20 protein-coding genes are annotated in these 25,634 nt (G+C 41.4%); 1 reads left to right on the top strand and 19 read right to left on the bottom strand.

Annotated features, from left to right (window positions below; translation table 11 throughout):
• Positions 1–21 precede the first annotated feature (21 nt).
• A complete protein-coding gene (locus tag BW976_RS17480; RefSeq protein ID WP_076374782.1) occupies positions 22–1,065 on the top strand; it encodes a LacI family DNA-binding transcriptional regulator in 1,044 nt (347 codons plus the stop codon).
• A gap of 232 nt (positions 1,066–1,297) precedes the next feature.
• Here BW976_RS17480 and BW976_RS17475 read toward each other — a convergent pair whose 3' ends face one another.
• The 19 genes from BW976_RS17475 to BW976_RS17390 all read right to left on the bottom strand — a co-directional run bounded on the left by BW976_RS17475 (position 1,298) and on the right by BW976_RS17390 (position 25,442).
• On the bottom strand, positions 1,298–2,542 hold the full coding sequence (locus BW976_RS17475; protein ID WP_076374780.1) for an aminotransferase class I/II-fold pyridoxal phosphate-dependent enzyme: 1,245 nt from the start codon (positions 2,540–2,542) through the stop codon (positions 1,298–1,300).
• A gap of 258 nt (positions 2,543–2,800) precedes the next feature.
• Positions 2,801–4,405 carry a cell division protein FtsZ gene (gene ftsZ, locus BW976_RS17470; RefSeq protein ID WP_076374778.1) on the bottom strand — a complete coding sequence of 535 codons (1,605 nt, stop codon included), beginning with the start codon at positions 4,403–4,405 and terminating at the stop codon, positions 2,801–2,803.
• A gap of 213 nt (positions 4,406–4,618) precedes the next feature.
• A complete protein-coding gene (ftsA, locus tag BW976_RS17465) occupies positions 4,619–5,959 on the bottom strand; it encodes a cell division protein FtsA (protein ID WP_076374776.1) in 1,341 nt (446 codons plus the stop codon).
• Positions 5,960–5,963: 4 nt separating this feature from the next.
• Positions 5,964–6,830, bottom strand: a complete 867-nt coding sequence (locus BW976_RS17460) for a cell division protein FtsQ/DivIB (RefSeq protein ID WP_076374774.1) — start codon at positions 6,828–6,830, stop codon at positions 5,964–5,966.
• Positions 6,823–8,181, bottom strand: a complete 1,359-nt coding sequence (gene murC, locus BW976_RS17455; RefSeq protein WP_076374772.1) for a UDP-N-acetylmuramate--L-alanine ligase — start codon at positions 8,179–8,181, stop codon at positions 6,823–6,825. Before murC ends, BW976_RS17460 begins: the two co-directional genes overlap by 8 nt.
• A 161-nt stretch (positions 8,182–8,342) precedes the next feature.
• Positions 8,343–9,446 carry an undecaprenyldiphospho-muramoylpentapeptide beta-N-acetylglucosaminyltransferase gene (gene murG / locus BW976_RS17450; protein ID WP_076374770.1) on the bottom strand — a complete coding sequence of 368 codons (1,104 nt, stop codon included), beginning with the start codon at positions 9,444–9,446 and terminating at the stop codon, positions 8,343–8,345.
• Between the two features lie 74 nt (positions 9,447–9,520).
• Positions 9,521–10,666 (bottom strand): FtsW/RodA/SpoVE family cell cycle protein, encoded by a 1,146-nt coding sequence (locus BW976_RS17445; protein WP_076374968.1) that lies wholly within the window; start codon positions 10,664–10,666, stop codon positions 9,521–9,523.
• A gap of 94 nt (positions 10,667–10,760) precedes the next feature.
• A complete protein-coding gene (murD, locus tag BW976_RS17440; protein WP_076374768.1) occupies positions 10,761–12,137 on the bottom strand; it encodes a UDP-N-acetylmuramoyl-L-alanine--D-glutamate ligase in 1,377 nt (458 codons plus the stop codon).
• A gap of 52 nt (positions 12,138–12,189) precedes the next feature.
• On the bottom strand, positions 12,190–13,431 hold the full coding sequence (mraY, locus tag BW976_RS17435) for a phospho-N-acetylmuramoyl-pentapeptide-transferase (RefSeq protein ID WP_076374766.1): 1,242 nt from the start codon (positions 13,429–13,431) through the stop codon (positions 12,190–12,192).
• Positions 13,432–13,524: 93 nt separating this feature from the next.
• Positions 13,525–13,866, bottom strand: coding sequence for a four helix bundle protein (locus BW976_RS17430; RefSeq protein ID WP_076374764.1), 342 nt, complete (start codon positions 13,864–13,866; stop codon positions 13,525–13,527).
• A 75-nt stretch (positions 13,867–13,941) separates the two neighbouring features.
• Positions 13,942–15,402: a UDP-N-acetylmuramoyl-L-alanyl-D-glutamate--2,6-diaminopimelate ligase gene (locus BW976_RS17425; RefSeq protein ID WP_076374762.1), complete on the bottom strand. Its 1,461-nt coding sequence runs from the start codon at positions 15,400–15,402 to the stop codon at positions 13,942–13,944.
• Positions 15,399–17,510 carry a penicillin-binding protein gene (locus tag BW976_RS17420; RefSeq protein ID WP_076374760.1) on the bottom strand — a complete coding sequence of 704 codons (2,112 nt, stop codon included), beginning with the start codon at positions 17,508–17,510 and terminating at the stop codon, positions 15,399–15,401. The genes BW976_RS17425 and BW976_RS17420 overlap by 4 nt, the downstream gene beginning before the upstream one ends.
• Positions 17,500–17,913, bottom strand: coding sequence for an FtsL-like putative cell division protein (locus tag BW976_RS17415; protein ID WP_076374758.1), 414 nt, complete (start codon positions 17,911–17,913; stop codon positions 17,500–17,502). Before BW976_RS17415 ends, BW976_RS17420 begins: the two co-directional genes overlap by 11 nt.
• Positions 17,910–18,812 carry a 16S rRNA (cytosine(1402)-N(4))-methyltransferase RsmH gene (gene rsmH / locus BW976_RS17410; RefSeq protein WP_084192245.1) on the bottom strand — a complete coding sequence of 301 codons (903 nt, stop codon included), beginning with the start codon at positions 18,810–18,812 and terminating at the stop codon, positions 17,910–17,912. The genes BW976_RS17415 and rsmH overlap by 4 nt, the downstream gene beginning before the upstream one ends.
• Positions 18,805–19,269, bottom strand: a complete 465-nt coding sequence (mraZ, locus tag BW976_RS17405; protein WP_076374754.1) for a division/cell wall cluster transcriptional repressor MraZ — start codon at positions 19,267–19,269, stop codon at positions 18,805–18,807. The genes rsmH and mraZ overlap by 8 nt, the downstream gene beginning before the upstream one ends.
• Before the next feature lie 166 nt (positions 19,270–19,435).
• Entirely contained in the window at positions 19,436–20,821 is a 1,386-nt protein-coding gene (locus BW976_RS29740; protein WP_217696271.1) for a glycosyltransferase family 25 protein, read from the bottom strand.
• 914 nt (positions 20,822–21,735) lie between these two features.
• Positions 21,736–21,909: a hypothetical protein gene (locus BW976_RS29445; protein WP_175614128.1), complete on the bottom strand. Its 174-nt coding sequence runs from the start codon at positions 21,907–21,909 to the stop codon at positions 21,736–21,738.
• Positions 21,910–22,041: 132 nt separating this feature from the next.
• Positions 22,042–23,700 carry a cysteine peptidase family C39 domain-containing protein gene (locus BW976_RS17395; RefSeq protein WP_076374752.1) on the bottom strand — a complete coding sequence of 553 codons (1,659 nt, stop codon included), beginning with the start codon at positions 23,698–23,700 and terminating at the stop codon, positions 22,042–22,044.
• A 527-nt stretch (positions 23,701–24,227) separates the two neighbouring features.
• Positions 24,228–25,442: a PepSY-associated TM helix domain-containing protein gene (locus tag BW976_RS17390; RefSeq protein ID WP_076374750.1), complete on the bottom strand. Its 1,215-nt coding sequence runs from the start codon at positions 25,440–25,442 to the stop codon at positions 24,228–24,230.
• Positions 25,443–25,634: the final 192 nt, after the last annotated feature.

The following is a 25,634-nucleotide window of genomic DNA, read 5'->3' as shown; positions in this document are numbered from 1 at the left end:
AATGAGTAAATTTGAGTAGGCATGAGTATAGAGGATCGTTATCAATCCAATAAAGAGGTTACTTTAATTGATATAGCCAACGAATTAAACGTTTCTAAAAGCACGGTATCACGTGCCCTACAGAATCATCATTCCATCGGCGCTGCCACCAAGAAAGCGGTATTGGAACTGGCCGAGAAATATAATTACCAACCCAATGCTATTGCAGCAAGCTTATTTAAAAAATCGACCAAAACCATTGGGGTTATTGTCCCCATTCTATCCCACTACTTTTTTTCAACAGTAATAGCCGGGATAGAAGAAGTGGCTTATAAAGCAGGCTATAAGGTGATCATTTGCCAATCGCACGAACTGTATGAGAGAGAAGTGATCGTATCGAAAACATTATTGTCGGCCAAGGTAGATGGCCTGATCGTGTCTGTTTCAAAAGAGACTGTTAATATGGATCATTTTCAACTGTTTTTAAACAAAAATATTCCGCTGGTTTTTTTCGACCGGCTCCCCAGCGGTATCCAAAGTAACAGTGTATCGGTTGATGATTATGAAGGCGCTTTTAAAATTGTTGAACACCTGATTGAGCAGGGATGCAAAAAGATAGCCCATTTTACCGGGCCGTTAAACATTACGCTGACGCAAAACAGGTTGCAGGGATATAAAGATGCTTTACGCAAGCACAACATCCCGGTAAATGACGAATTGATTTATGAATGCGGTTTTGAAAGAGCCCAGGGGATAACTACAACTGAAAAAATGCTGGCTGATCAAATTTCCATCGATGCCATATTCGCGGTTTGTGATCCTGTAGCTATCGGCGTAATGCTCACCTTAAAGCAAAAGGGAATCAACATCCCTCATGGTATTGCTGTTGTCGGTTTTAATGATGACCCTACGGCTACTGTTATTGATCCTCCGTTAACCACCGTTGCTCAACCGGCATTTGAGATTGGTGTTGCAGCTGGTAATATCTTTTTAAAACAAGTTAGTGAGCCGGGAGGAGCATATATCAAAGAGGTATTAAAAACGAATTTGGCTATCAGGCAATCCAGTATTTTGAAAAATAGTTAACGTGCGTTCGGGATAAGAAATAGAGGCCTTATGTTAACAAAAAGCATGTCATTTCGAACGAAGAGAGGAATCTTATACAATTTGCATTGCCCATCTTGCATATTTTATAAGATTTCTCCTCGTACCTCGTTCGAAATGACATACTTTTTTTAGTTAACGAAATCACTATCCAATCGTTTTAAAAACGAGAAAAGCCCCGGTAAACCGGGGCTTTTCTTTTATATCTTAAAACTTAAGCTATTTCCAGCTTGTCCTCTTTGTAATAACCTGATTTTAGTTTTTCAGCCATTTCACTGTAAGCATCAAGGGTACGTTGCACATCCTCTAACGAATGGGCAGCGGTTGGTATGATACGCAACACGATCAATCCTTTAGGGATCACCGGATAGATCACGATAGAGCAGAAGATACCATAGTTCTCGCGCAGATCGCGGGTAAGGCTGGTAGCTTCAAACAAGTCGCCCTTTAAAAATACCGGGGTAACCATACTGTTGCTCTGCCCGAGGTCAAAACCACGCTCTTTTAAACCTTTTTGCAAGGTAGAAGCGATCAGCCATAATTTTTCACGTAATTCAGGCTGAGATTTCAGCATTTCAAAACGTTTCTTCAGGCCCATTACCATAGGCATAGGCAGCGCTTTGGCAAATGTTTGCGAACGCATATTATAACGCAGAAAATGGATGATCTGCTCATCGGCAGCTACAAAAGCGCCGATACCTGCCATCGATTTGGCAAAAGTGGCAAAGTAAACATCAACGCCATCAACACTATCCTGCTCCTCATGCGTACCGGCACCTGTTTTACCCATGGTACCAAAACCATGCGCATCATCAACCAGTAAACGAAAATCGTATTTCTTTTTTAGTTCTATAATTTCTTTCAGCTTGCCCTGAACACCAGACATGCCAAAAACACCTTCGGTAATCAATAATATACCTCCACCGGTTTGTTCCACTAAACGGCTAGCACGTTCCAGTTGTTTTTCGCAGCTTTCCACATCGTTATGCTGATAAACAAACCGTTTGCCCATATGCAGGCGCACACCATCAATGATACAAGCGTGTGACTCGGCATCATAAACAATAACATCGTTCCTGTCAACCAGTGCATCTATAATGGATACCATACCCTGGTAGCCGTAGTTCAATAAAAAAGCGGCTTGTTTACCTACAAATGTAGCCAGGTTATTTTCCAGCTCTTCGTGGTGAATGGAGTTACCAGACATCATGCGGGCACCCATAGGGTAAGCCATACCATAATCGGCAGCGGCTTTCGCGTCTGCCGCCCTTACTTCGGGGTGATTGGCTAAGCCCAGGTAATTATTCAGGCTCCAAACCAAATGTTCTTTGCCGTTGAACTGCATATGCGGGCCGATCTCTCCTTCCAGTTTAGGGAATGAAAAATAACCGTGCGACCATTTTTGATGCTGACCGATAGGGCCGCCAGAGTTTTTCGTTATTTTATCAAATAGATCCAAAATAGTATGCTTTTGTAGATAGTATTTAAAATACAAATATAGCCGTTTATTCAGCTCGCAGCAATAGCTATAACTTTTTAGAATAGGTTATAACCTACGAGATAGAGTCAAGACTATTAGAATCAGGAATCAAGACTTGAAAACCTGTTTCCTTTTAAGCAAAAACAGGAAAGTTATCTAAGAATTATTTCCATGATAGCTTTCCTGCCTTTAATTATTGAGGTCTTGTATCTTGACTCTTAATCTTGATTCTACTTCTTAATCCGCGTTATCATGCAGGAAAGAGTTGTTCTTGCGGATCTCGGTATTACCTTCGTTATCCGGCATCAGGCTGAACCTTGAGATCTGGCTTTCGTCAGATTGCGGGGTTTCCTGCAGGGCTATTTCCTTGCGTTTATAGGCAGGTACATTTTCCAGTTCCTGTATGTTGCCGCTGCGTAGTTTCATACTCAGGTCTTTCAACCTCATGATACGCTCGCGCGATTTTTTTAATTGCTCCTCAATGGATTCATTTGTTTTATGATCATCAGCACCCACTACCGGCTCTGGTTCCGGTTCAGGAGCTGGTGGCTCAGGCATTCTTTCTTCTCTAACCGGCGCGTATGATTCAGGCTCGCTCATTTTAAAAGTAAAACCTGCGGTATCCGGTTCATGATCTTCCTCTGCTTCCTCTTCGTCCAGGTTATACCTCATTACCACTTCTTCTTTTTCTTCAGAACGACCGGCAGCAAACATATCAAACAAGCCAGTTTGTTTTGGCTCATCCTTTGCTTTAATATAAGGCTCGGCAGTAGCAGTGGCTTTAACCGGGTTGATAAACTCATTTACTGGTTTTACCAAAGGTTTGGCCTCAGGCTCCAGCATAGAGATGATTTTTTTGTTGCTGTTCTCTTTTTCGCGCTCATCCTTGGTTTGGAAACCAGTAGCAATGATGGTAACCGATAACTGGTCGCCCAGATTATCATCCACGCAATTACCCCATATTAGGTCGGCAGCTAAGCCGGCTTCTTCCTGTATGTAATCGGTAATAATGCTTACCTCATCCATGGTTACTTCGTGTATACCAGAGCTGATGTTAAGCAATATATATCGTGCACCTTCAATTTCATTATCCTTTAACAACGGTGATGCCAGCGCGCCTTCCACCGCTTTTAAAGCACGGTTCTCGCCTTCGGCAGAGCAGCTACCCATGATGGATACACCGCTGTCTTTCATTACAGTGCGCACATCCTTAAAGTCAACGTTGATATAACCAGGTAAGGTTATGATCTCAGCTATACCTTTAGCAGCTGTGGTTAATATATTATCGGCCTGTGCAAAAGCAGAGCTCATGGTTAAGTTACCGAATATCTGACGCAGCCTGTCGTTTGATATCACCAGGAATGAATCGACATATTTTTTCAGCTCTTCCAAACCTGCATCCGCCTGCATTTTGCGGCGTTTACCTTCGAAGGAAAACGGCGTAGTAATAATACCTACCGTTAATATATCCATTTCACGGGCCGCTTTGGCAATGATAGGGCTTGCGCCTGTACCTGTACCACCGCCCATGCCTGCTGTAATAAACAACATTTTGGTATTAACACCCAGCATTTGCTTAATATCGTCGATATTCTCAATAGCTGAGTTTTTGCCCACCTCGGGTATTGAACCGGCACCCATTCCTTCAGTAAGACTTGCGCCCAACTGTACCTTGTTAGGTATAGGACTTAACTCCAGCGCCTGGGCATCAGTGTTGCAAATTATAAAGTCAACACCGGTAATTCCCTGCCTGTACATATGGTTCACCGCGTTACCGCCGCCACCGCCAACACCAATTACTTTGATGATTGACGATTTTTCTTTTAACATCTCAAACTGCATAATCTTCGTTTTCAGCTATATGTGATTCAACCAATATTTAGATTTTACCATCGTAATAATAACACTTTTTCCACAAAGGTTTTCCACAATTGTCAATAATGTGGAAAAGTTGCTTTATGTGAATAATTTGTAAGTGGTGAGCAGAGAGTGGTGAGTGGTTTCGTTTCTAAACTATTCAAGTTTACCACTCACTACTCCCCATTCACTATTCACCTACTTCAAAAAGTCCTCATCGTTTATATCATCTTTTATAAACGTGATGCTTTTTTTCAGTAACCTGTCAAACAAACCACCTTCTTTCTTGGGTTCGTATTTTGGTTTTTCAGTTCTTGTATCTGTTGCAGGCGCTGCAGTCATGTACTCCGTTTTCTGAATACCTTTTATTAATAAGCCAATACCTGTTGCAAAGGTTGGGCTCTGCAGCTCCTCGTAAATATTTTTTGGCAATACTTCGTTTTTGGCCAGGTGCTCGGTTGGGTAACCTACGCGGCAATCCAACCCGGTAACAAACTCCACCAGTTGGCGCAAGTGCTTCAGTTGCGCGCCACCACCGGTTATAACAATACCAGCTATCAGTTTTTTCTCGTAACCTGATGATTTGATCTCGTAGTACACATGTTCTACAATTTCTTCCATGCGGGCCTGAATTACGTAAGCCAGGTTTTTTACCGAGATCTCTTTGGGTTCACGACCACGTAAACCGGGTACGCAAACAATTTCGTTCTCTTTATTTTCATCAGCCAGGGCCGATCCAAACCTTACTTTTAACTGCTCGGCAATGTTGCGCATCACGGAGCAGCCCTCGCGAATATCCTCTGTTACGCTGTTACCACCAAAAGGGATCACCGCAGTATGACGGATAATACCTTCGTGGAATATGGCCACGTCGGTTGTACCACCACCAATATCAACCAGTACCACACCAGCTTCTTTTTCCTCTTCGCTCAATACTGATTCGGAAGAAGCTAATGGTTCCAGGATCAGATCCTGACTATCCAGGCTGGCCTTGTTAACGCATTTTACAATATTTTTAATAGCCGTAACCTGGCCGGATATAATATGGAAGTTGGCTTCCAGGCGCACGCCGGCCATACCAATCGGATCTTTAATACCCGGCTCATTATCTACCGTAAATTCCTGCGGCAATACGTGGATGATCTCCTCGCCGGGAGGCATCACCAGGTTGTACATATCCTCAATGAGCTTATCGATATCCTTACGACCAATTTCTGATTGCAGATCACGACGGGTTATTAATCCGCGGTGCTGCAGGCTCTTGATATGCTGGCCTGCTATACCTACAAAAACCACCTTAATATCTACATTGGATTGCGCCCCGGCTACATCAACCGCCTGGGAAATCCCTTGTACTGTTTTATCAATATTTGATACCATACCACGGGTAACACCCGCAGATTCGGCCTTGCCAATTCCTAATACCTCAATCTTCCCGTTCTTGCTCCTGCGTCCAACGATGACGCATATTTTAGTCGTTCCGATATCCAATCCTACTACAATTGGCGAACTTTTGTCTTGAGTTGAGCTTTTGTCCATATTCCTAATTTATTTGAGATGTATCCTTTTCCATTTTAACAGAATCGGGCTTAAGGTTTTTGGCCTTGCTTGCCTTGATCGAATCTGCCTTCATATTTTCATTTTTAATACCAACCACCTGGCCGGAGTATTTTATGCTGATAGTGCTGTATTTATCCCAGCCTACTTTTGGTAATACCTGTTTATAAAACGCCATCAGGTTTGCAAATTTCACCTGCAGCGAATCGGCATTACCAATCAATATTCTTTGGCTTCCAACACGTGGGATCAGTTCAATTTCGTGATCTTTGTTGACATACAGCTGTGCTATCTGCGCATCCCATAGGGAATCTTTGCGAATAAAATCGGCAGTCAGGAACAGATCCTTGGCCAATTTGGTATGCAATGAATCCACGTGGTTGGTAAACAGCTCGTCTATAAAGCCATTAGCCACCAGTACCCTTGCGGTAAAGTTTGGCGACAGCGGAATTTTTAAACCATGCTGATCAACATAAAAATCCATATCATAATGGTTCATGATACGCAGTATAGGCTGACGCTGACTTACTTCCACCCTTAAAACACCATCCATTTCGGTATAAACCTTGGCAAATTCAATAAATGGATTCGCCCTTAGCTTGTTCTCCAGGTCCTGTATATTGATTCCTTCCAGTTTGCGCCCTATGAGCGTATGACTGCTGGTTTGCAAGATCTGGTCGACTTCCTGTTTGTCAATAAAATACTGACTGCCGGGTATGTTAACTTTTACAGCCGTACAAATAACACCGGCCTTTTTTACTTCAATAAAACTCATGAGCGTGATAAGCCCACCCAGGCAAATTACCCAGGCAGATATAATCAACACACGCCTCCAAATGAGTTTCTTATCCATTACTCAATATTTCTTTTAAAGCGTTTACCAAAGTATCAATATCACCCGCGCCTACGGTCAGTAATAATTCGGGTTTTTCATGAGCTATCGCATCCAGCGCTTGCTGTTTGCTTAGCTTCCGTTTATTTTGCAGCTCCATCCTGTTCAGCAGCATTTCTGAGTTAACGCCCTCTATAGGCAATTCACGTGCCGGATAAATATCCAGCATGATCAATTCGTCAACCATGTCCAGCACTTCGGCAAAGCCTTCGGCAAAATCACGTGTGCGGGTATATAAATGGGGCTGAAAAATGGTGGTCAGCTTTTTGTTTGGATACAGTTTTTTTACTGAGGATATACATGCCCTTAATTCCTCAGGGTGATGCGCATAATCATCAATATAAATATGCTGTGGTGTTTTTACGATATATTCAAAGCGGCGTTTAACACCCTTGAAAGATCCAAGCGCGCTTTTTATAGCATCGGTATTGATATCCAATCGCAAAACAGCTTCGATAGCTGCAACCGCGTTTTCTACATTATGCGTGCCGGCTATGCCCATTCTGATGTTTGGGATAGTAACATCGGCATTGATGAAATCGAAATAAAAATCACCGTTTTCAATGCGTACGTTGGCTGCATGCGCATCGGCAGTAACATCGCTGATAGCGTAAGTATAACCGGTATCTAAAGGCAGCCCTTTTTTATGAACCAGTGTACCCCCACTTTTTATCTGTGAAGCGAACAGCTGAAACGATTCCGTCAAATGAGCATGATCGCCATAAATATCCAGGTGATCGGCATCCATTGAAGTAATGATAGCTACATCCGGAAACAGGGTAAGGAACGAACGGTCATACTCATCGGCCTCTACCACCATTACATTGTTTTTGCCATACAATACATTGCTCTGGTAATTGGATGATATGCCACCCAAAAATGCCGAACAATCATTACCAGAATCTTTCAGGATATGTGCTACCATGGTTGATGTGGTAGTTTTGCCATGCGTACCCGCAACTGCTATAGTAAAGGAGCTCTTACTGATCAACCCTAAAACCTGCGACCGCTTGAACAACTCGAAGCCCTTATTTTTAAAATAGTTTAAGATAACCGAATCCTTAGGAACGGCCGGTGTATAAATAATCAGGGTATCATCGCAGAGCTGCTGAAAACTCAATGGAATCCAATCGGCCCGGTCATCAAAAATGATTTGTATACCCTCATTATGCAGATCATTCGTCAGGTCTGTAGACGTTTTATCATAACCGCAAACAACACACCCTAAATGATGGAAATAACGAGCCAGGCCGCTCATCCCGATGCCGCCTATACCTATAAGGTAAACTCTTTTAATGTTATGCAGTTCCATTGTTTTAATTTTAAAAAAGGCCCTCCTCTTTTGGGGAGAAGGAGGACCATAATTTTAATTGTTGTTGTTTATTGTTTAACTATTCAGCCCCCTCTAAATCTCCCCCGGAAGGGGAGACTTTAACTTCGCTCTTTTCTAAAGTCCTCCCTGCCGGGGAGGATTTAGGTGGGGCTTGTTATTTTTAATAATTCGCGGGCAATAACCTCGTCGGCATCAGGCATAGCCATTTTACCAATATTAGTACCCAGTTTCTTTTGTAAATTCCTATCGTGTAACAACTCAAGCGCTTTATCAACCAGCTTTTCTTCGGCATCCCTGTCGGCTAAAAAAATAGCGGCATCCTCTTCAACAAGTGCCAGCGCGTTTTTAGTCTGGTGGTCTTCGGCTACATTAGGCGATGGCACCAGGATCACCGGTTTTTTAACCATGCATAATTCGGCAATAGTACCTGCCCCTGCGCGTGATATAATGATATCGGCAGCGGCATAAGCCAGATCCATACGGGTTAAAAACTCCCTGATCTTCACATCGGGGTGATGGTCTTCACCTAATTTTTCAATGATCTGTTTATAATAGTATTTGCCAGTTTGCCATATCACCTGCACATCAGCGGCAATCAATTTATCTAAACCGGCAGCTATACTATTGTTTAGCGTACGTGCACCAAGACTTCCGCCGGTTATGAGTACTGTTTTTTTAAATGCCGAAAGCTTAAACAATTCCAGGGCTTGCATATGTTTACCGGCCACATTTACCGAATCGCGGCGGATGGGGTTACCTGTTTTAATAATTTTTTCGGCAGGGAAAAACTTATCCATCCCGTCAAAGGCCACGCATATTTTTTGAGCGTTTTTACCCAGCCACTTATTGGTGATACCTGCATAGGAATTTTGTTCCTGTATGAGGTAGGGTATATTTTTTAACGATGCCGCGTATAATAACGGCCCCGAAGCATAGCCTCCAACACCTACTGCGGCGTCGGGTTTAAAATCTTTAATAATTTTAAGCGCCCGGCGCACACTGTTCATTAGCTTAATGGGGAACATCACATTTTTCCAAACTGATTTACGTTGTATCCCCTGAATATCCAGACCAATGATCTTATAGCCGGCAGCCGGAACTTTTTCCATCTCCATGCGCCCGTTAGCGCCAACAAACAATATCTCGATAGTTGGGTCAATATTTTTTAAAGCATTGGCAATAGCAATAGCCGGGAAGATATGTCCTCCTGTTCCGCCACCGCTAATTATTATTCTCTTTGCCATTTTTTATAAACTCTAAAAACTAAATTCTAAAACCTAAACTCTAAATCCTAAAAATCCCAACTCACTAATTAAGCTCACGCCGTTCTGATCTCTCCTACCACTACTTTTTTGGGTTCTTCAATATCACGGCTTACCGATAATATGATACCAAACGCCACACTGGTAAATAATATCGACGTCCCCCCCATACTCACAAATGGTAGCGGGACACCTGTTACTGGACCTAAACCCACTGCCACCGCCATATTAGCAAACGCCTGTATGGTTAAACTGAAACTTAAACCACAAGCCAGCAAGGCCCCAAACGCCTTGGGGGCCTTCGTCACAATTTTTATACACCTGTATAGTAAAAACAGGTAAATGCCAATTAAGGCAAACCCGCCTACAAGTCCATACTCCTCAATAATAATGGCGTATATTTCGTCGGAGTAGGACTCTGGCAGATAATTTCTTTCGGTACTGTTACCCGGACCTTTGCCAAATATCCCGCCGCTGGCGATAGCTATTTTAGCATGGTCAGACTGGAACGATTTATCGGGCTTAGCTTGCTCAGGATGCAGGAATGTACTTACACGAGTAGCGTACATGTGACGGCGCGGCCCTAAGAACAAAACGCCCATTAACAATATAAATCCGGCTACACACACCACCGCTATTTGTTTAATACTGATACGACCAATGATCAACAGTAAAATACTAACCCCAAACAACATTAGCGCGGTTGACAAGTTGGCCAGCGCGATGAGTATAAACACCAGGCAAACAGAACCCATTATGGGCAGGAAGGATTCTTTAACATCCTTAATATTTTCCTGCTTGCGCGATAATGTACGTGCCAGGTAAGTGATCAAAGCCAGTTTAGCCAAATCGGATGTCTGGAAACTCAAGCCAATTACCGGGATATTGATCCAGCGGCTGGCGTTGTTGATGTGACTACCAAATACCAATGTGTATAATAACAAAGGTATAGTCACGATCATCATGACCTTGGAGATACCTGCGTAATATCGATAGTCGAGCTTATGGGAAATATACATCAGTGCGATACCGCCTACCACCATAGCCAGGTGTTTCATCAGGATCGACTCGACCCCAACGCCACGCTTATAAGCCAGCGTACCGGTTGAACTGTATACCGCCAACAGGGATATAACAGAAAGCAATATGACTATAAGCCATATCCAGCGGTCGCCTTTTGTATTACTGAGTATCCTGTGCATTGCCTTACTTTTATTTTTTGTCCATGGACCATGGTCGATAGATCTTATTTTCTTTTTCCATTGACTATCGACCATAGACTATGGACCTCTTTACCTACAATTCCCTTACCGCGGCTTTAAATTGATTGCCGCGATCTTCATAATTTTTAAACAGATCAAAACTGGCGCAAGCTGGCGACAACAATACGGTATCGCCTTTTTCGGCCAGGTGAAATGCCACTTGTGCTGCTTCCTGCGCCGAACCTGTATTTACGATCACTTCCACATCATCTTCAAAGGCATCATGGATACGCTTGTTGTCCTTGCCTAAACACACAATGGCTTTTACTTTTTGCTTTACCAGCTGTTTCAACATACTGTAGTCGTTCCCTTTGTCAACACCACCCAGGATCAATACCACATCAGTAGTCATGCTTTCCAGCGCATACCAGGTTGAGTTAACGTTGGTGGCTTTAGAGTCATTAATAAAACTAATGCCCGATATTTTGCCAACCGACTCCAGCCTGTGCTCGATGTTTTTAAAGTTGCCCATGCTCTCTCTCATCGTTTCGTTGCGCAGCTCCAACACCTTTGATACAATACCTGATGCCATGGAGTTGTAAATGTTGTGCTTGCCCTGCAGGGCTAATTCTTTAATTGACATTTGAAAATGTTCTTGTTGTGTGTTGATGACAATATTGTCGTTTTCGAGATATGCTCCCGGTTTAATCTTAGTTTCAATTGAAAAGGGTAATTGCTGTGCTTCAAACATACGCCTGGTCATCCCTTTGATGGTTTCCGGATCATCGGCGCAGTAAATAAAATAATCAGCCGTTGTTTGATTCTGCGTAACACGGAATTTTGATGCCGCGTAGTTTTCCAGCTTGTAATCGTACCTGTCTAAATGATCAGGCGTAATATTGAGCAAAACAGCAATGTCAACCTTAAACCGGTACATATCATCCAGCATAAAGCTGCTTAGCTCCAACACATAATATTCAAATTTTTCAGTAGCTACCTGGTAAGCAAAGCTTTTACCAATGTTACCCGCCAAACCCACATTTAATCCCGCGTTTTTAAGGATATGGTAGGTTAGGCTGGTGGTAGTAGTTTTCCCGTTTGAGCCCGTGATTCCGATGATCTTTGCATGGCAATACCTGCCTGCAAATTCTATTTCAGAAATAACAGGAATGCCTTTTTCACGCAGCTTTTTAACAATAGGAGCTTTTTCTGGGATCCCCGGACTTTTGATCACTTCAACCGCGTTCAGTATTTCAGCCTCGGTATGTTGATTTTCCTCAAAACGGATATTCCAATCCTGCAGTTGTTTTTTATAGTTATCGGCAATAGCGCCAAAATCCGAAACAAAAACATCATAACCCTGCTGCTGGGCAAGGTATGCCGCACCCACACCGCTTTCGCCAGCGCCAAGGATGGCTAACATTTGAGTGGTGAGTGATGAGTTTTGTGTTTTGTGTCCCTGTTGATTCATTGCACTATAATTCTTGTCTTATATCTTGATTCTTATCTCTTGGTTCTAAAATCTATCTCAGCTTTAATGTTATAATCGTTATAATAGCCAGCATGATACCAATGATCCAGAAGCGCGTAACGATTTTGGCTTCATGGAATCCTTTTTTCTGATAATGGTGATGCAGCGGCGCCATTAAAAATATCCGCCTGCCCTCGCCCGATCTTTTCTTGGTGTATTTGAACCAGCCTACCTGCATAATCACCGATATGTTTTCGATCAGGAATACGCCGCATAATACCGGGAGCAATAATTCTTTGCGTATCACAATGGCAAAAACAGCAATGATACCACCAATGGCTAAACTTCCGGTATCGCCCATGAACACCTGTGCGGGATACGAGTTGTACCATAAAAAGCCTACACAAGCACCCACAAATGCACCGGCAAATATTACCAGCTCGCCAGAGTTAGGTAAAAACATAATGTTCAGGTAATCGGCCATGGCAATGTTACCAGATACGTAAGCCAGTATAGCCAGCGTAATGCCGATAATAGCCGATGTGCCGGTGGCCAATCCGTCGATACCATCGGTAATATTGGCTCCGTTTGATATAAATGTGATAATCAGTATTACAAAAAACAGGAACACGACCAGTCCGTATTGCTCATAACCAGGACCCAGGAATTTTAATACCTTGGCGTAGTCAAACTCATTGTTTTTATAAAAAGGCATCGTGGTTTTTGTCGACCGCACATCCTGTGTATAAACCGGCACATCCCTCTTCATATGGAACTCCACCGGGGCATCAACCTTCACAGGCGGTTTTACTTCCTGCCTGATCACGATATCGGTATTGAAATACATTGTCCAACCGATGATCAGCGAAAGCCCTACCTGACCGATGATCTTAAACCTGCCTGCCAATCCTTCTTTATTCTTTCTGAATACTTTGATATAATCGTCCAGAAAACCAATAGCGCCCAGCCACACAGTGGTGATCAGCATCAGGATAATATATACGTTACTCAGTTTAGCAAACAGCAACGTAGGGATCAGGATACCCAATAAAATAATGATACCACCCATAGTAGGCGTACCTGATTTTTGCATCTGACCTTCCAGACCCAGGTTCCGTACCGTTTCGCCCACTTGTTTAAAACGCAGATAATCGATCAGTCTGCGGCCATATACCGTGGTAATGAGCAATGATGTTATTACAGCCATTGCCGTACGGAAAGTGATATACTGAAATACCCCCGCTCCCGGAATACTGTAGTTTTTACTTAGATATGTAAATAAATAATATAACATCTCTTCTTCAATGTGCAGATGTGCAGATGTGCAGATTTCAAATGTGCAGATATGCAGATGTGCGGTTTATGTTTTGATTTTTTTTGTTACTTATTAATTGGTTGATGAAATTATCTTCCCTAAAACTTTAACTATTGACTGTATATCATCAAGCATTGCTTGTTCAAATGGATAACTTTCCGCTTGTTGACATAATCTTAACCAGTATCTTGTTTCTTCGGCTTCTTTATAAGCTATTTTACATTTATGTTTAAAATCAGCCTTGCTCTGTGCTCCCTGTGCTTCACAAATATTCGCTCCGATTGATGTTCCACTTCTAAAAAGCTGATTCGCCATATTAAATTTCCTTTCTGTTTCCAGCTTTTCTGTAAAGCTTATTATCTTCAACGAGAACTTAAATGTCAGGTCAACTATCAGATTAGGCTTTTCATCCATTTTATATTACTTCAATCCAGTCATTTTTTCATCTTCTTCCTCATCTGCACATTTGCACATCTGAAATCTGCACATCTATGACAATAACTTAAATTGCTCTTCCAACTCCTCCATATCGTCAAAATGATTTTTCACGCCATTTATTTCCTGGTATTTCTCGTGCCCTTTGCCGGCTACCAGTATAATATCACCTGGATTGGCCAACATACAGGCTGTTTTTATTGCTTCGCGACGATCAACAATGCTCACCGCATGTCTTTTGAAAGCCGGATCAACCCCTTCCTCCATATCTTTAATGATCTGACCCGGATCTTCCGTCCGTGGATTATCGGCAGTTAATATTACCTTATCGCTCCACTCGCTGGCTACACGTGCCATGATCGGGCGTTTCGTTTTATCCCTATCGCCACCGCAGCCAATTACGGTGATCACTTTCTCGTTACCCTTACGGATGTCATGAATGGTGCTCAGTACATTTTGTACAGCATCAGGCGTGTGGGCATAATCAACTATGCCTATTACCTTATTAGGCGCTACTATATATTCAAAGCGACCTTCGGCACCCGTCAGTTTACTCAAGCTGGTTAATACTTTAGCTTTATCCTGATCGAGCAACATAGCAGTGGCATAAACCGCCAGCAAATTGTAGGCGTTAAATGTGCCAACCATTTTAAACCAAACCTCTTCACTATCAATGTGCAGCAGCAAGCCCTCAAACTGATTTTCCAGGATACGGGCCTTATAATCGGCCATAGTTTTTAGTCCGTAGGTTTTTTTATGCGCCTGGGTGTTCTGCAGCATCACATTACCATTTTTATCATCGCTATTGGTAAGCGCAAAGGCGGTTTTTGGCAGGCCATCAAAAAATGCCTTTTTAGCTTTCAGATAACTATCGAAAGTTTTATGATAATCTAAATGATCATGCGTCAAATTGGTAAATATCCCACCCGAAAACACCAGGTTGGCAATACGGTGCTGAGCTATGGCGTGCGAACTCACTTCCATAAAGCAATAATCACATCCCTGCTCCACCATCTCTGCCAATAAGCTATTCAGCTCAATGGGATCGGGAGTGGTGTGGGTTGATGGAATTACCGTACCATTGACCTGGTTTTCGACAGTTGATAACAGACCGCATTTATATCCCAAATCTCGAAACAGTTGGTACAGCAAAGTAGCCACTGTAGTTTTACCATTGGTACCGGTAACACCAACCAGCTTAAGCTTTTCGGATGGCTGTCCATAAAAATTGGCGGCAACAATACTCAATGCCTTACCAGAATCGGCCACCATCAGAAAGTCCACCTCAGCTACGGTACGCGCGGGCAGATCTTCACAAATAATAGCTATAGCACCGCTTTTAATAGCCTGATCAATATAGTCATGACCATCAACCAGCGTGCCTTTTACAGCAACAAACAATGAACCGGGCTCAACTTTGCGCGAATCAAAGGTTACAGACGTAATTTCCACATCAGCGCTTCCCTGTAATTCAGTAAAAGCCAATCCATCCAGTATATCACTTAAATACATCATTGTAATTCAATTGTTATTCGTGATCCTTTTGGTATGAGGCTGCCACCGGTAACCGATTGTGTGGTTACCACGCCGCTGCCGCGTACCGTTACTTTATAACCCGCGTTACCCAATACATACAGGGCATCACTAAGGCCCATGCCGGTTACTCCCGGAACGGTGCCATTCTTATATCTTACTTCTTCAAAGGGGATACCGTTGCTGGTATCAACGCCGCCTGTGTTGGCATTTGCCGAAGCGTACAGCGGTTTTACACCCAATTTGGTGTACACCTTTTTTAATGCTTTTAAATTACCCTGCTTTACTTTTGGCATACTGGTATTACCCACCAAATTTGTAGCCGGACTTTGGTTTATCTCCATATCATTGGCATACACCCTATCGGCTATTTCCCTGAAAACCGGACCCGCAACCAGGGCCGCCAGATAATTACCTTTTGTTGGGTTATTGATCACCACGATCATGGAATATTTAGGATGATCGGCAGGGAAATAACCGCAAAAAGAAGCCTGGTATGTTTTATGAGCAGTATAACCTTTACGTCCGTCGGCTATTTGCGCCGTACCGGTTTTACCAGCTACACTATAAAGCTTGTTTTTAATTACATTTTTACCAGTACCGTTAAGTACCACCCCCTCTAACATTCCCTTCAATTTACCTACTGTAACGTCCGAGCATACATGCTCATTAATAACCCGGGCCTGGAACTGCTCTATCGGATTACCCAGGCGGCGTATCTCGCGCACAAAAATGGGTGCAATGAGCTTACCATTGTTTGGTACCGAGTTATAAAAAGCCAGCATTTGCAGTGGCGTCAAGTTCATTTCATAACCGTAGGCCATTTCGGGCAAGGTGTAGTTCTTGTTCCAGCTGCGGTTTGACGGATTTTTGATCACCGGTTTACCTTCGCCCGGGATTTGCAACCCTAACCTTTCGTTTAAATGATAACTGTACAATTTATTGATATACTCCCACGGGTTATCGTGATAATACCTGGTCACCAATTTAGCTGCCGCCACGTTTGATGATTCTTCGAACGCCCGTTTAACACTCATTTCATAGTTATCATGCTCGGTATCGGTAATGGTTGGCCCTTTCGGGAATTTGTATTTACCACCTTCGGCATTTACTATAGAACTGGTATCAATCTTATGCTGATCGAGCAAGGTCATGTACGATGCCAGCTTAAAGGTTGAACCCGGGTCAATAGCATTACTGATAGCGTAGTTCATCCTTTCTTCGTAGTCCCCCTCCTTGGTACGGGTAAAGTTGGCTATTGCCCGCACCTCGCCGGTAGCTACTTCCATTAACACCACACAACCATGATCAGCCTCACTTTTGGTCAACTGTTTCATCAACGCCTCCTGGGCCACATCCTGAAAATTCACATTGATGGTGGATATGATATCTGCACCATCTTTAGCGGCTATCTCTTCGTCATCATCAACAGGCATCCAGGTTCCACCTGGAATGCGCTGCATTAACCTGCGTCCATTCTCGCCATTGATATAAGACGAATAGGCCCCCTCCAGGCCTACAGCGTTTTTTACATTCTCATTTTTATATCCAATAGTACGGGCTGCCAACGAGTGAAACGGTCGTATACGCTTGTTTTGCTGCAGTACAATCAAACAGTTTTTGGTCTTCCTTTTTTTGAAAATCGGAAACTCTTTGATTTTTTTTAATTCCTGATAGCTTACCCGCCGTCTTAACAACTGATAACGCGAGCCCTCTTTGCGGGCATCGCGAAATATTCTGGAATATTCACGGGCACTTCTGTCGCCATACATTTTTGACAGGTTCATAGCCAGCTGATCAATGTTGTCATTAAACACGCTATCCTCGGCAATACCGCCGGCCATCATATCCATGTGTAACTCATACTCCGGAACAGAAGTAGCTAAAAGACTACCATCTGCAGAGAAAATATTACCACGGGCAGCTTCAACCGTTTGATACTGGGCCGAAAGACTGGCTGCCATATCTTTCCATTTTTTACCCTGTACAAATTGCACACGGCATAACTGCACTACTACAGCAAAAGCAAATAGCAATATCAGCCCGAAAGCGATATATACCCGCAGCAGAATGTTGGTTCTAATTCCCATCCTGATCCTCCTTTACTGTTATTTTTTGCGGCGGCTCAACAGACTGCCTTACCCCCAGGGTATCGGCACGTTTAGCAACCTCGGTTAATGTACTTTTAAAGGCCATATCGGCTTTGGCGGTTTTGTAATCCCAGCCACGCTCTTTTACCTCTTTGGTAATATCATCTATGTCACGTATCGTTTTTTCGGCCAGGTGCATATTACCAATGTATATCATACCCAACAGGGCTATATACATAATAAATGGTAGCGCACCTGTGGCTGTTTCTTTCGTGATAAAGCCTTTGGCAAAAAACTGGGTAAAAAGATTGTCCTGGATTTCGCGCGCAGGTTTTTCCTCCACGATAAGATCCTGTTCTAATTCTTCTTCGTCCTGAATTTCTGTACGCAAACGATTTGTCATTTTTTTACAGCTATCCTTAATTTAGCGCTCCGTGCTCTATTATTATTCTTTATCTCATCATCTGATGCGGTTATAGCTCCACGGCTTACTGCATCCAATGGTTTATTGTTATTACCGTAAAAGTCTTTCTCCACCTCGCCGCTGAACTTGCCTTTGGCGATGAAATTTTTCACCAGCCTGTCTTCCAGCGAATGATATGACATTACCACCAGTCTGCCGCCAACAGCTAAAACCTCTGCCGACTGAACCAAAAACTCCTTCAATGCTTCCAGCTCCTGGTTAACCTCAATGCGTAACGCCTGGAACACTTGTGCCAGGTATTTATTTTCCTTACCCCGGGGGATACGGTTGCTAATCGCATTTTTCAAATCGGCGATGGTTACTATCGGCGCGTTTAAACGAGCTGTCGCGATAGTTTCGGCCAGCGATTTCGCGTTCTGAATCTCACCGTAAATGCCAAAAATCCGGTGTAACTCCGCAACCGTATAGTTATTAACCACATCCTTAGCCGTAAGATCACCCAGTTGGTTCATGCGCATATCTAACTCCGCATCAAAGCGGATTGAAAAACCCCGTTCGGCCTGATCAAACTGATAGGATGAAACACCCAGATCGGCCAGTATACCATCAACCGGGATAGCGCCGTGCAAACGGCAAAAGTTTTTGAGATAGCGAAAGTTTTGATCAACAAATACAAAACGTTTGTCCTCAATCAAATTTTGCTGCGCATCGGCATCCTGATCAAAAGCCAACAAAGTGCCATCGGGCCCCAAATGTTTTAATATTTCACGTGAGTGACCGCCACCACCAAAAGTAACGTCCACATAAGTTCCGTCCTTTTTAATGGCAAGACCCTCAATACACTCATCGAGCATAACCGGTACATGATACTCACTCATCACCCCTCCTTGCTTTATTACCCATAACCCGCTGCGCCAACGCACTAAAGTTTTGCGGCTCATTGGAGAACGCAGTCTTATGCGCATCAGCATCCCACACTTCAATTTTATTTAACTGACAAGCCAGCACTACATCATTTTTTATACCTGCATAATCCAACAAAAACTTCGGCAACAACACCCTACCGGCCGCATCAAGCGAAAGCTCAGTAGCGCCACGGGTGAAATATCTGATAAACTCTATGTTATCTTCCTCGTATTCGTTAAGTTTGCTCAGTTCATCCAGCCTTTTGTCCCATTCTGTTTTAGTATATATAACCAGGTAGTTTTTGAATCCGCGATTGATCACCAGGCCCTCAGTTTCAGCTTCAGGAAGCTTTTTTTTGAGCCCAGCAGGTATCATCATCCTTGATTTAGGATCCAGCTTACATTCAAATTCACCGGTTAAATAGGACATTTTAAGACTATGGCATGATTTAATGAGTAAAAGTAAGTTACTTTTACCACTTTCTACCACTTTCTACCACCAAAAAGTTTTCAACATTTTTGGAGGATATTTTGCCATACCCATAAAAACAAAAAATCCGGCGGGTACCGGATTCTGAAAATTCTTTGTTTATATTTTATATATCTACGGAATTATACTTTTGATGCATAATATAAATGGCGTTTAGCTTCTTATCACTCTCCTCGAATAACCGGTTAACCAAATTTTTATTTTCATTGTGGATCGTCGTAACATCTGAATATCCAAAATCATGTTGCCTTGAAATAAATGGATACAATACCATTTTTTTACTTGTCATTTCAGAGAGTAATCGATCAACAATAACCCCATCATCAAAAGGTTCATCAATAATTTGCTGGAAAAAGCTTTTATAAAGAATAATAAACTGAGTGGCCAGACAATTACTTACCCAAAATCTATTATCAGCAATGAGTATTTCATTATCAGTATAGCTGCTGCCGCCCGATAAATAATTTATCCCCTGTAAGTGAGCCTCTATTATATTTTTCATCAAATACTCTTTGAAGTAATACTCTGTAAACTCATGATCGTCCTCGCATATAATTATCACATCATCATCGTTTTCCATTGCCAGGTTAATAATCTTTCTGATACTTTGCCATAGGCCTACAGAACCTATTTTATGGTTACAGGCCTCTACAATTGTTACATTAAACTCCGGTTTTCCTTTAAATTGCTTTTTTATATGCTCCAGTCTATCCGTTCTTTCAGGCAGATTAATAACATAAGTTGGAATGATTAAATTATGATATACATCTTCATCACTTTCATCCTCAATTTGTCGATTAATATTTTCATAATAAAAGCCAACACTTTTTAAATTCTGAATCCATTCTGAACTCGTTGCAAACAATTCCCCAACATGACCTTCCTGGTTATTATTAGGTGTAGCGTCAGAATACCCAAAATCTTTTTGTACAGAAATAAAAGGGTGTATAAAAAATTGACTCTCAGCGAGTATGGATATTTTAAAGTCGGCGGTATCATTATCATTGAAATCAGCGGCCAACAATGAGGTAAAAAGCTTTCTGAATATGATCAGGAACTGTGTTCCGTTAAAGCTTTTCACCCAAAACAAAGGATCTTCAATCTGCACAATACCCTTAAACCAACTTATACCTCCCAACAATATATCTGCATTTCTATTCTGGGCGCTAGCTATACTGTTAAACAATAACTCTTTAGAATAAGAAGCCGTAAATTGATGATCATCCTCACAAATCAATACATATTCATCATCTTCATTTACCAAATTTTGCACGATGTGCCTGATCGTATTCCATAAACCAACGGCGCCAATTTTGTGCTGGCAAGCTTCCACTACATGTGCAGTAAATTCCGGGCGACCGGCAAATTCTTTTAAAATGTGTTCTTTACGATCTACTCTGCTCTTTAAATTGATAATATAAGCAGAGATAGTTTTTATTTCATTATTAACCATTTCCTTTGTCTTTAAGCATTTTTTTGTATTTGGAGACATTATAAAAATTAGCCTTTTACAATAACGAATCTATCTGCCAAAGTGTTCCCGTCACTTGAAAACATGGGCACCATACCTGAATTATAAATAATAATAAAAAGCACAAATGGCACCTTCATTAGTCTTCTAATAGAATAGTTCACTTTCGTAATTTCAAGCCCCTCTCTTACAAAATAATAATGAAAGTAAAACGATAAGGCTTTGGCTCAACCACTTTTATACAGGCAATTGTTTGATCCTCCATTTTGGCCTATAAAGAAGGCCAGCCACAAACGAGTGAAGCAAGGCAAATACCGCAACATAATATGTAAAATTCACAAGCTTCACCATATTTAACACAATTGCTCCCACCGCACAACACTTTTTTATTTCGCCCTTGTAAGCACCTCGTTAGCAGATAATTTCAATGCTTTTAATTTTAGTTTTTCATTGCTTCATGCGTTAAATTAATTGGTCAGCTTTGCTCTCTTTTTAAGATGTACAAAATATTAAAAAGTTTGCTCTGGAGGTTACAACTTTTAGCTTATGACGGATAGCCACAAAGAAATGATGGAAGACAAATAAGACAACATGGTGGGTCATTAAAAAATGAGCACGCACTGCCAACTGCAAGGCAATGACTCCCTCCACCTGATACTTTTTTCAACTGTGCCCTTGTGAGCACTTCATTAGTAGTCAATCCTAATACTTTTAATTTTAGTTTTTTCATTATTTATAAATTAAATTGGTTAATGATTTTTGCTTCCTTTTTATAAAGCACCGACACACCTCTCTTGTATTTATTTAAAGATGTTTATACTCTTAGATACACCATGAGTGAACAGTTTTTTATAAACAAATTATTAGTAAAAAAACGGCCGAGACTTACCTCCAGCCGTTTTTATAAGTAATAGCCTTAATCTTCTATTTTCTGCTTATATATCACCACAATAGACTCCGGCACAAACATGACAACATGGTGTAAACCATTCGCACGGAGCCTTGTCTTTAACGCAATTACTGCCCCCACCAGATACTTTTTTCAATTGTTCTCTTGTAAGCACTTCATTAACATTAAGTTCCTGCGCCTTTAATTTTAGTTTTTTCATTGTTTTATAAATTGAATTGGTTAATGATTTTTACTTCCTTATTATTAAGCCCGGAAGCACAGGGGGCAATCACGTAATTTACTGATCAGGTTACCTCCTCTTTATATTACTCATACATCATGAATAGTTATCTTATACAGAAAAGAAATATTTTAAATCAATTACACTATATATTTCTGGCAATTGATAATATGTTACTTCATTTTCATCATTTGGAATGGAAACAAAAAAAGTGGGGGTAAATTCTATTTCTATAGTATCACACCAATTTTCCATAGCTTCTATTTTAGCATTTTGCTGTTTCAATTCGCCATTCATTGGATATTTGGCAGCAAATACTTCATAATCTTTCTTTTCGGCCAGATACCAGTCATCCAACGCTTTTTTTATAACAGGCTCTTCATTTTTTTCAGCAATAGCTAACAAATGCCTTACAGGAGGCGCTTTTGTGTCTCCTTCGCTGTTTGTAGCGGTAAATAATATTTGTATCTGAACATCCGGGTTATTTTCCAGTAAATCCTCCATCGGCTGATGGGCTTTAGCACATGGGCCGCAATAAGGATTGCATACTTTAATCAATTTATAAATACCGTTGGGGTTACCCAGGGTTATGCCAAGTCCAGTGGGGATATTTACCACCCTCTTTTGTTTTTCAAGCAATGCTTCAAATATCTGCCTGTTGTGTTTTAGCTTTTGTAGTTCAGTATTAATCTGTTTGCTTCCTTTAGCTTTTTGAAAAGCCGGTATTAATAAAGTGGTGACAATAAACGGAATAACCAGAGCCGTTAAAGTTGAAATGATTAATCCGGGTTCAATGATATTAAATGATAGTAAAGTGTGCCAGCCACCCACAAGTGTAGTTGCCAGCTGTAGCACCAATACCCCCTGTACACATAAACACAATACACACCATTGTTTGGCTACACGCCACTGATAGTAAATGGAGAATATCACATACGGTACAGCTACTACATTTAGCCAGGATATAACAAACAATGCAGTTGGATTGGTGATACCTGAAAATAACAACAACAGCAATATACCCATGAAATAACTAAAGCCTAAAACACTCCAGCTAATACCTCCAATTTTTGCGGCTTTGGATTGCAATATAGCTCCGCAGTTTACCTTTTTACCGGCATTGCAAATTTGCTGAAATACAGGATTATGCTGATCGATCTCATACCAAAGCAATAAAGCCCCGGTGATACCTCCGGCAAGCGTTATCAAAGTAAAAGCAACCGGCAGCAAAGCGTTTGCGCCTAATTGCGTTAGGGTCAATAGCCCGGCAATAATAACTATAGCAGGGATACAAAAGGCGCTTAGATATTGAATGATATTTTTCCTGTTTTCTTCTTTTGCCTTTTTGTTATAGTCCTTCTCTCCTGCATCATCGCTTGCTTCAGCTAATAATACAATGCCTGACCACCTCTTTAAAAAAGTCTCTTTATCAAGGGAAGTCCATCGATGTTTTTCCGGGTCAAAAAACTGGATATTTTTTTCATTCACTTCCTTTACAACAGTAAAAAGATTTGCGGGTACCTTTCCCCACCGTATCTGGGTAATAAATGGACAGGGAAGTTCATCAAACTTTTCAGGATCAACTCTTATACCCATATTTTCAACGCCATGATTATTCAACACATCACTTATGCTTAATAAGCTTGGATAATCCGGATGTTCTTCTATTTCCTGAGTTAGTGTTGTTTCCGTAACTTTAACATTCAAAATGTCAAGCAGGAGTTTTGCGGCCTTGGGGCCATTGGTTTTAGATTCAAAAAGAGAAACCATAAGTAGGGTATGTTATTCGGCTTTAGGCTTTAATATTTAAAATAAGTATAAATATAATACAAGACCAAGAAATTATAATCTGGTATTTTTATTTATTAAACAGCAAGGTACGTAAGCGAAAGTTATTATTTTTTTATACTTCCACGCAAACGTTTGTTTTAGTTTTTAGTATCAATAGCGTAATTAAATCACCTAATAATACAAATTTTTATAACTGGTCAAGAATCATCCAAAATGATTATAAAAAAAATCAATATTATTAAACTTTTAATAATTATCACCTAGCTATTATACAAAATAGATATCAAATATATAAACAAACGTTTGCGTTTTTTATAATAATTAATATTAAATGGAGCTTGGATTAGCCATATCATGGCTCAATTTGTTTGAGAAACAAGTATACTTCTACGTGACAATAGGGACAGAACGCCCCCATCCAACCAAAGGGCGTTTTTTATAAATGCCTAGCTAAAATCTCGCTTACCGCAGAAAAATGGGGTCAGGAAAATAAATTTATATCCAATTTAGGCTGCAACCAATGTCTTTGCACGGGGTTTCTTTTTCTTTGTGCGATTTAGCCACATCATTACCCCGGTTACCGGGAATATGAGCGATAACGCACAAACTACAAAGCTGAGTATTTTAGTAGGTAGGCCGTACACGGCACCTGTATGAACCGGTTTCACATATGCCCTTACCCGTTGCCCTAAACTTTTAGAGGCAAAGGTTTGAGAACCAACTAAGCCACCACTATACTGATCAATATAATACACGTCTGCCGTGGTTTCGATAGCGCCTTCTGGCCAAACATTTACGGTATAGGTAGCCGACGAATCTCTTGGTAGCCGAACGCTGTAATATTCTGCTGAGGTGATTGTTTTACCCATATCAGCCAAAATCACATCAGCAGATAAAGCCGGGGTATCGGGTTTGTATACAGACAGTGGCACTTTGGATTGCTCTTTAACAGGTGGTTTTGAACCCGTAATAGCAAACAAAGCCACGTTAGCCCACTTAAAGGTCATAATTAGTCCGGTTAATACTACGATGATCAAAAATATCGAAGTATAAAACCCGGTGACTATATGCAAATCATGCGTTAACCTTTTGGTGCTCCCATCCCACTTAATTTTAAGACGTTGCCGCATGATAGCTTTTGTCTTAGGCCACCACAATATCACCCCGGTTATCAATATAAACAGAAAAATAAGCGTAGATAATGATATGATCCAATCGCCAAGACTATTCTTCGCTCCCAGTAAAAAGCGGTGAAACATCTCCACCTTGTACATAAAAGTTTGGCGGCGGTTAAACTGTTCCATCACCTGACCTGTATAGGGATTTACAAAAAGAGTAATATTGGGCTTCTCATCGGCTTTAGGCTTCTTGTCTTTATGGTCATGACCTTTTTCGCTTTTTCCGGCTTTTGGGGCTGGCATTTCAGCATTATTCTTCTTTTTTCCAGGAATGCTTACTGCTATTTCTGTGGCATGCTCCGGGTCGTTATATACCATAACCGATGAGAGTTTGGCTTTAGGCACCTGTTTTAGAGCTGTTGGCACCAGGTTTGCCAGAGCCATCCTGCCCCCTTCGGGTTTTATAGCATAACGCTGCGAATGAAGCGCATGCTGTATCTCCTTTTCAAATACCAGCATGGTACCCGTAAAGCACGAGCAAAAAATAATAATACCTGCCGCCAGGCTCAGGTAAAGATGTATCGTACGAAAAAAAACCTTCATTGTCACTGTATCTGCAAAAACCGTAATAATTCCTATAGCCTAACTAAGCGCAAAAGTAATAACGTGATCTCAATCCGCAAACATTATTTAGAATTAGTTTAAATTAATAAGATATCTTAACTATTTCGTTACAAAGCCATTAATCGATCTTACCTTTAGATAGCGTGATTATATTAGCTACATAAACTTTTT

Origin of the sequence: Mucilaginibacter lappiensis, from assembly GCF_900155965.1 — a bacterium.
Lineage (GTDB): Bacteria > Bacteroidota > Bacteroidia > Sphingobacteriales > Sphingobacteriaceae > Mucilaginibacter > Mucilaginibacter lappiensis.
This window is presented reverse-complemented; position numbering and strand designations above follow the sequence as displayed.

Excerpts from the sequence above, each read along its gene's own strand:
- ftsA (WP_076374776.1), bottom strand. The coding sequence starts at position 5,959 with ATGGACAAAAGCTCAACTCAAGACAAAAGTTCGCCAATTGTAGTAGGA.
- BW976_RS17420 (WP_076374760.1), bottom strand. The coding sequence starts at position 17,510 with ATGGGAATTAGAACCAACATTCTGCTGCGGGTATATATCGCTTTCGGG.
- murC (WP_076374772.1), bottom strand. The coding sequence starts at position 8,181 with ATGGAACTGCATAACATTAAAAGAGTTTACCTTATAGGTATAGGCGGC.
- BW976_RS17395 (WP_076374752.1), bottom strand. The coding sequence starts at position 23,700 with ATGGTTTCTCTTTTTGAATCTAAAACCAATGGCCCCAAGGCCGCAAAA.
- BW976_RS17445 (WP_076374968.1), bottom strand. The coding sequence starts at position 10,666 with ATGCACAGGATACTCAGTAATACAAAAGGCGACCGCTGGATATGGCTT.
- BW976_RS17430 (WP_076374764.1), bottom strand. The coding sequence starts at position 13,866 with ATGGATGAAAAGCCTAATCTGATAGTTGACCTGACATTTAAGTTCTCG.
- BW976_RS17460 (WP_076374774.1), bottom strand. The coding sequence starts at position 6,830 with ATGGATAAGAAACTCATTTGGAGGCGTGTGTTGATTATATCTGCCTGG.
- BW976_RS29445 (WP_175614128.1), bottom strand. The coding sequence starts at position 21,909 with ATGAAAAAACTAAAATTAAAGGCGCAGGAACTTAATGTTAATGAAGTG.
- rsmH (WP_084192245.1), bottom strand. The coding sequence starts at position 18,812 with ATGAGTGAGTATCATGTACCGGTTATGCTCGATGAGTGTATTGAGGGT.
- ftsZ (WP_076374778.1), bottom strand. The coding sequence starts at position 4,405 with ATGCAGTTTGAGATGTTAAAAGAAAAATCGTCAATCATCAAAGTAATT.
- BW976_RS29740 (WP_217696271.1), bottom strand. The coding sequence starts at position 20,821 with ATGTCTCCAAATACAAAAAAATGCTTAAAGACAAAGGAAATGGTTAAT.
- murD (WP_076374768.1), bottom strand. The coding sequence starts at position 12,137 with ATGAATCAACAGGGACACAAAACACAAAACTCATCACTCACCACTCAA.
- BW976_RS17415 (WP_076374758.1), bottom strand. The coding sequence starts at position 17,913 with ATGACAAATCGTTTGCGTACAGAAATTCAGGACGAAGAAGAATTAGAA.
- murG (WP_076374770.1), bottom strand. The coding sequence starts at position 9,446 with ATGGCAAAGAGAATAATAATTAGCGGTGGCGGAACAGGAGGACATATC.
- BW976_RS17425 (WP_076374762.1), bottom strand. The coding sequence starts at position 15,402 with ATGATGTATTTAAGTGATATACTGGATGGATTGGCTTTTACTGAATTA.
- BW976_RS17390 (WP_076374750.1), bottom strand. The coding sequence starts at position 25,442 with ATGAAGGTTTTTTTTCGTACGATACATCTTTACCTGAGCCTGGCGGCA.
- mraZ (WP_076374754.1), bottom strand. The coding sequence starts at position 19,269 with ATGTCCTATTTAACCGGTGAATTTGAATGTAAGCTGGATCCTAAATCA.
- BW976_RS17480 (WP_076374782.1), top strand. The coding sequence starts at position 22 with ATGAGTATAGAGGATCGTTATCAATCCAATAAAGAGGTTACTTTAATT.
- mraY (WP_076374766.1), bottom strand. The coding sequence starts at position 13,431 with ATGTTATATTATTTATTTACATATCTAAGTAAAAACTACAGTATTCCG.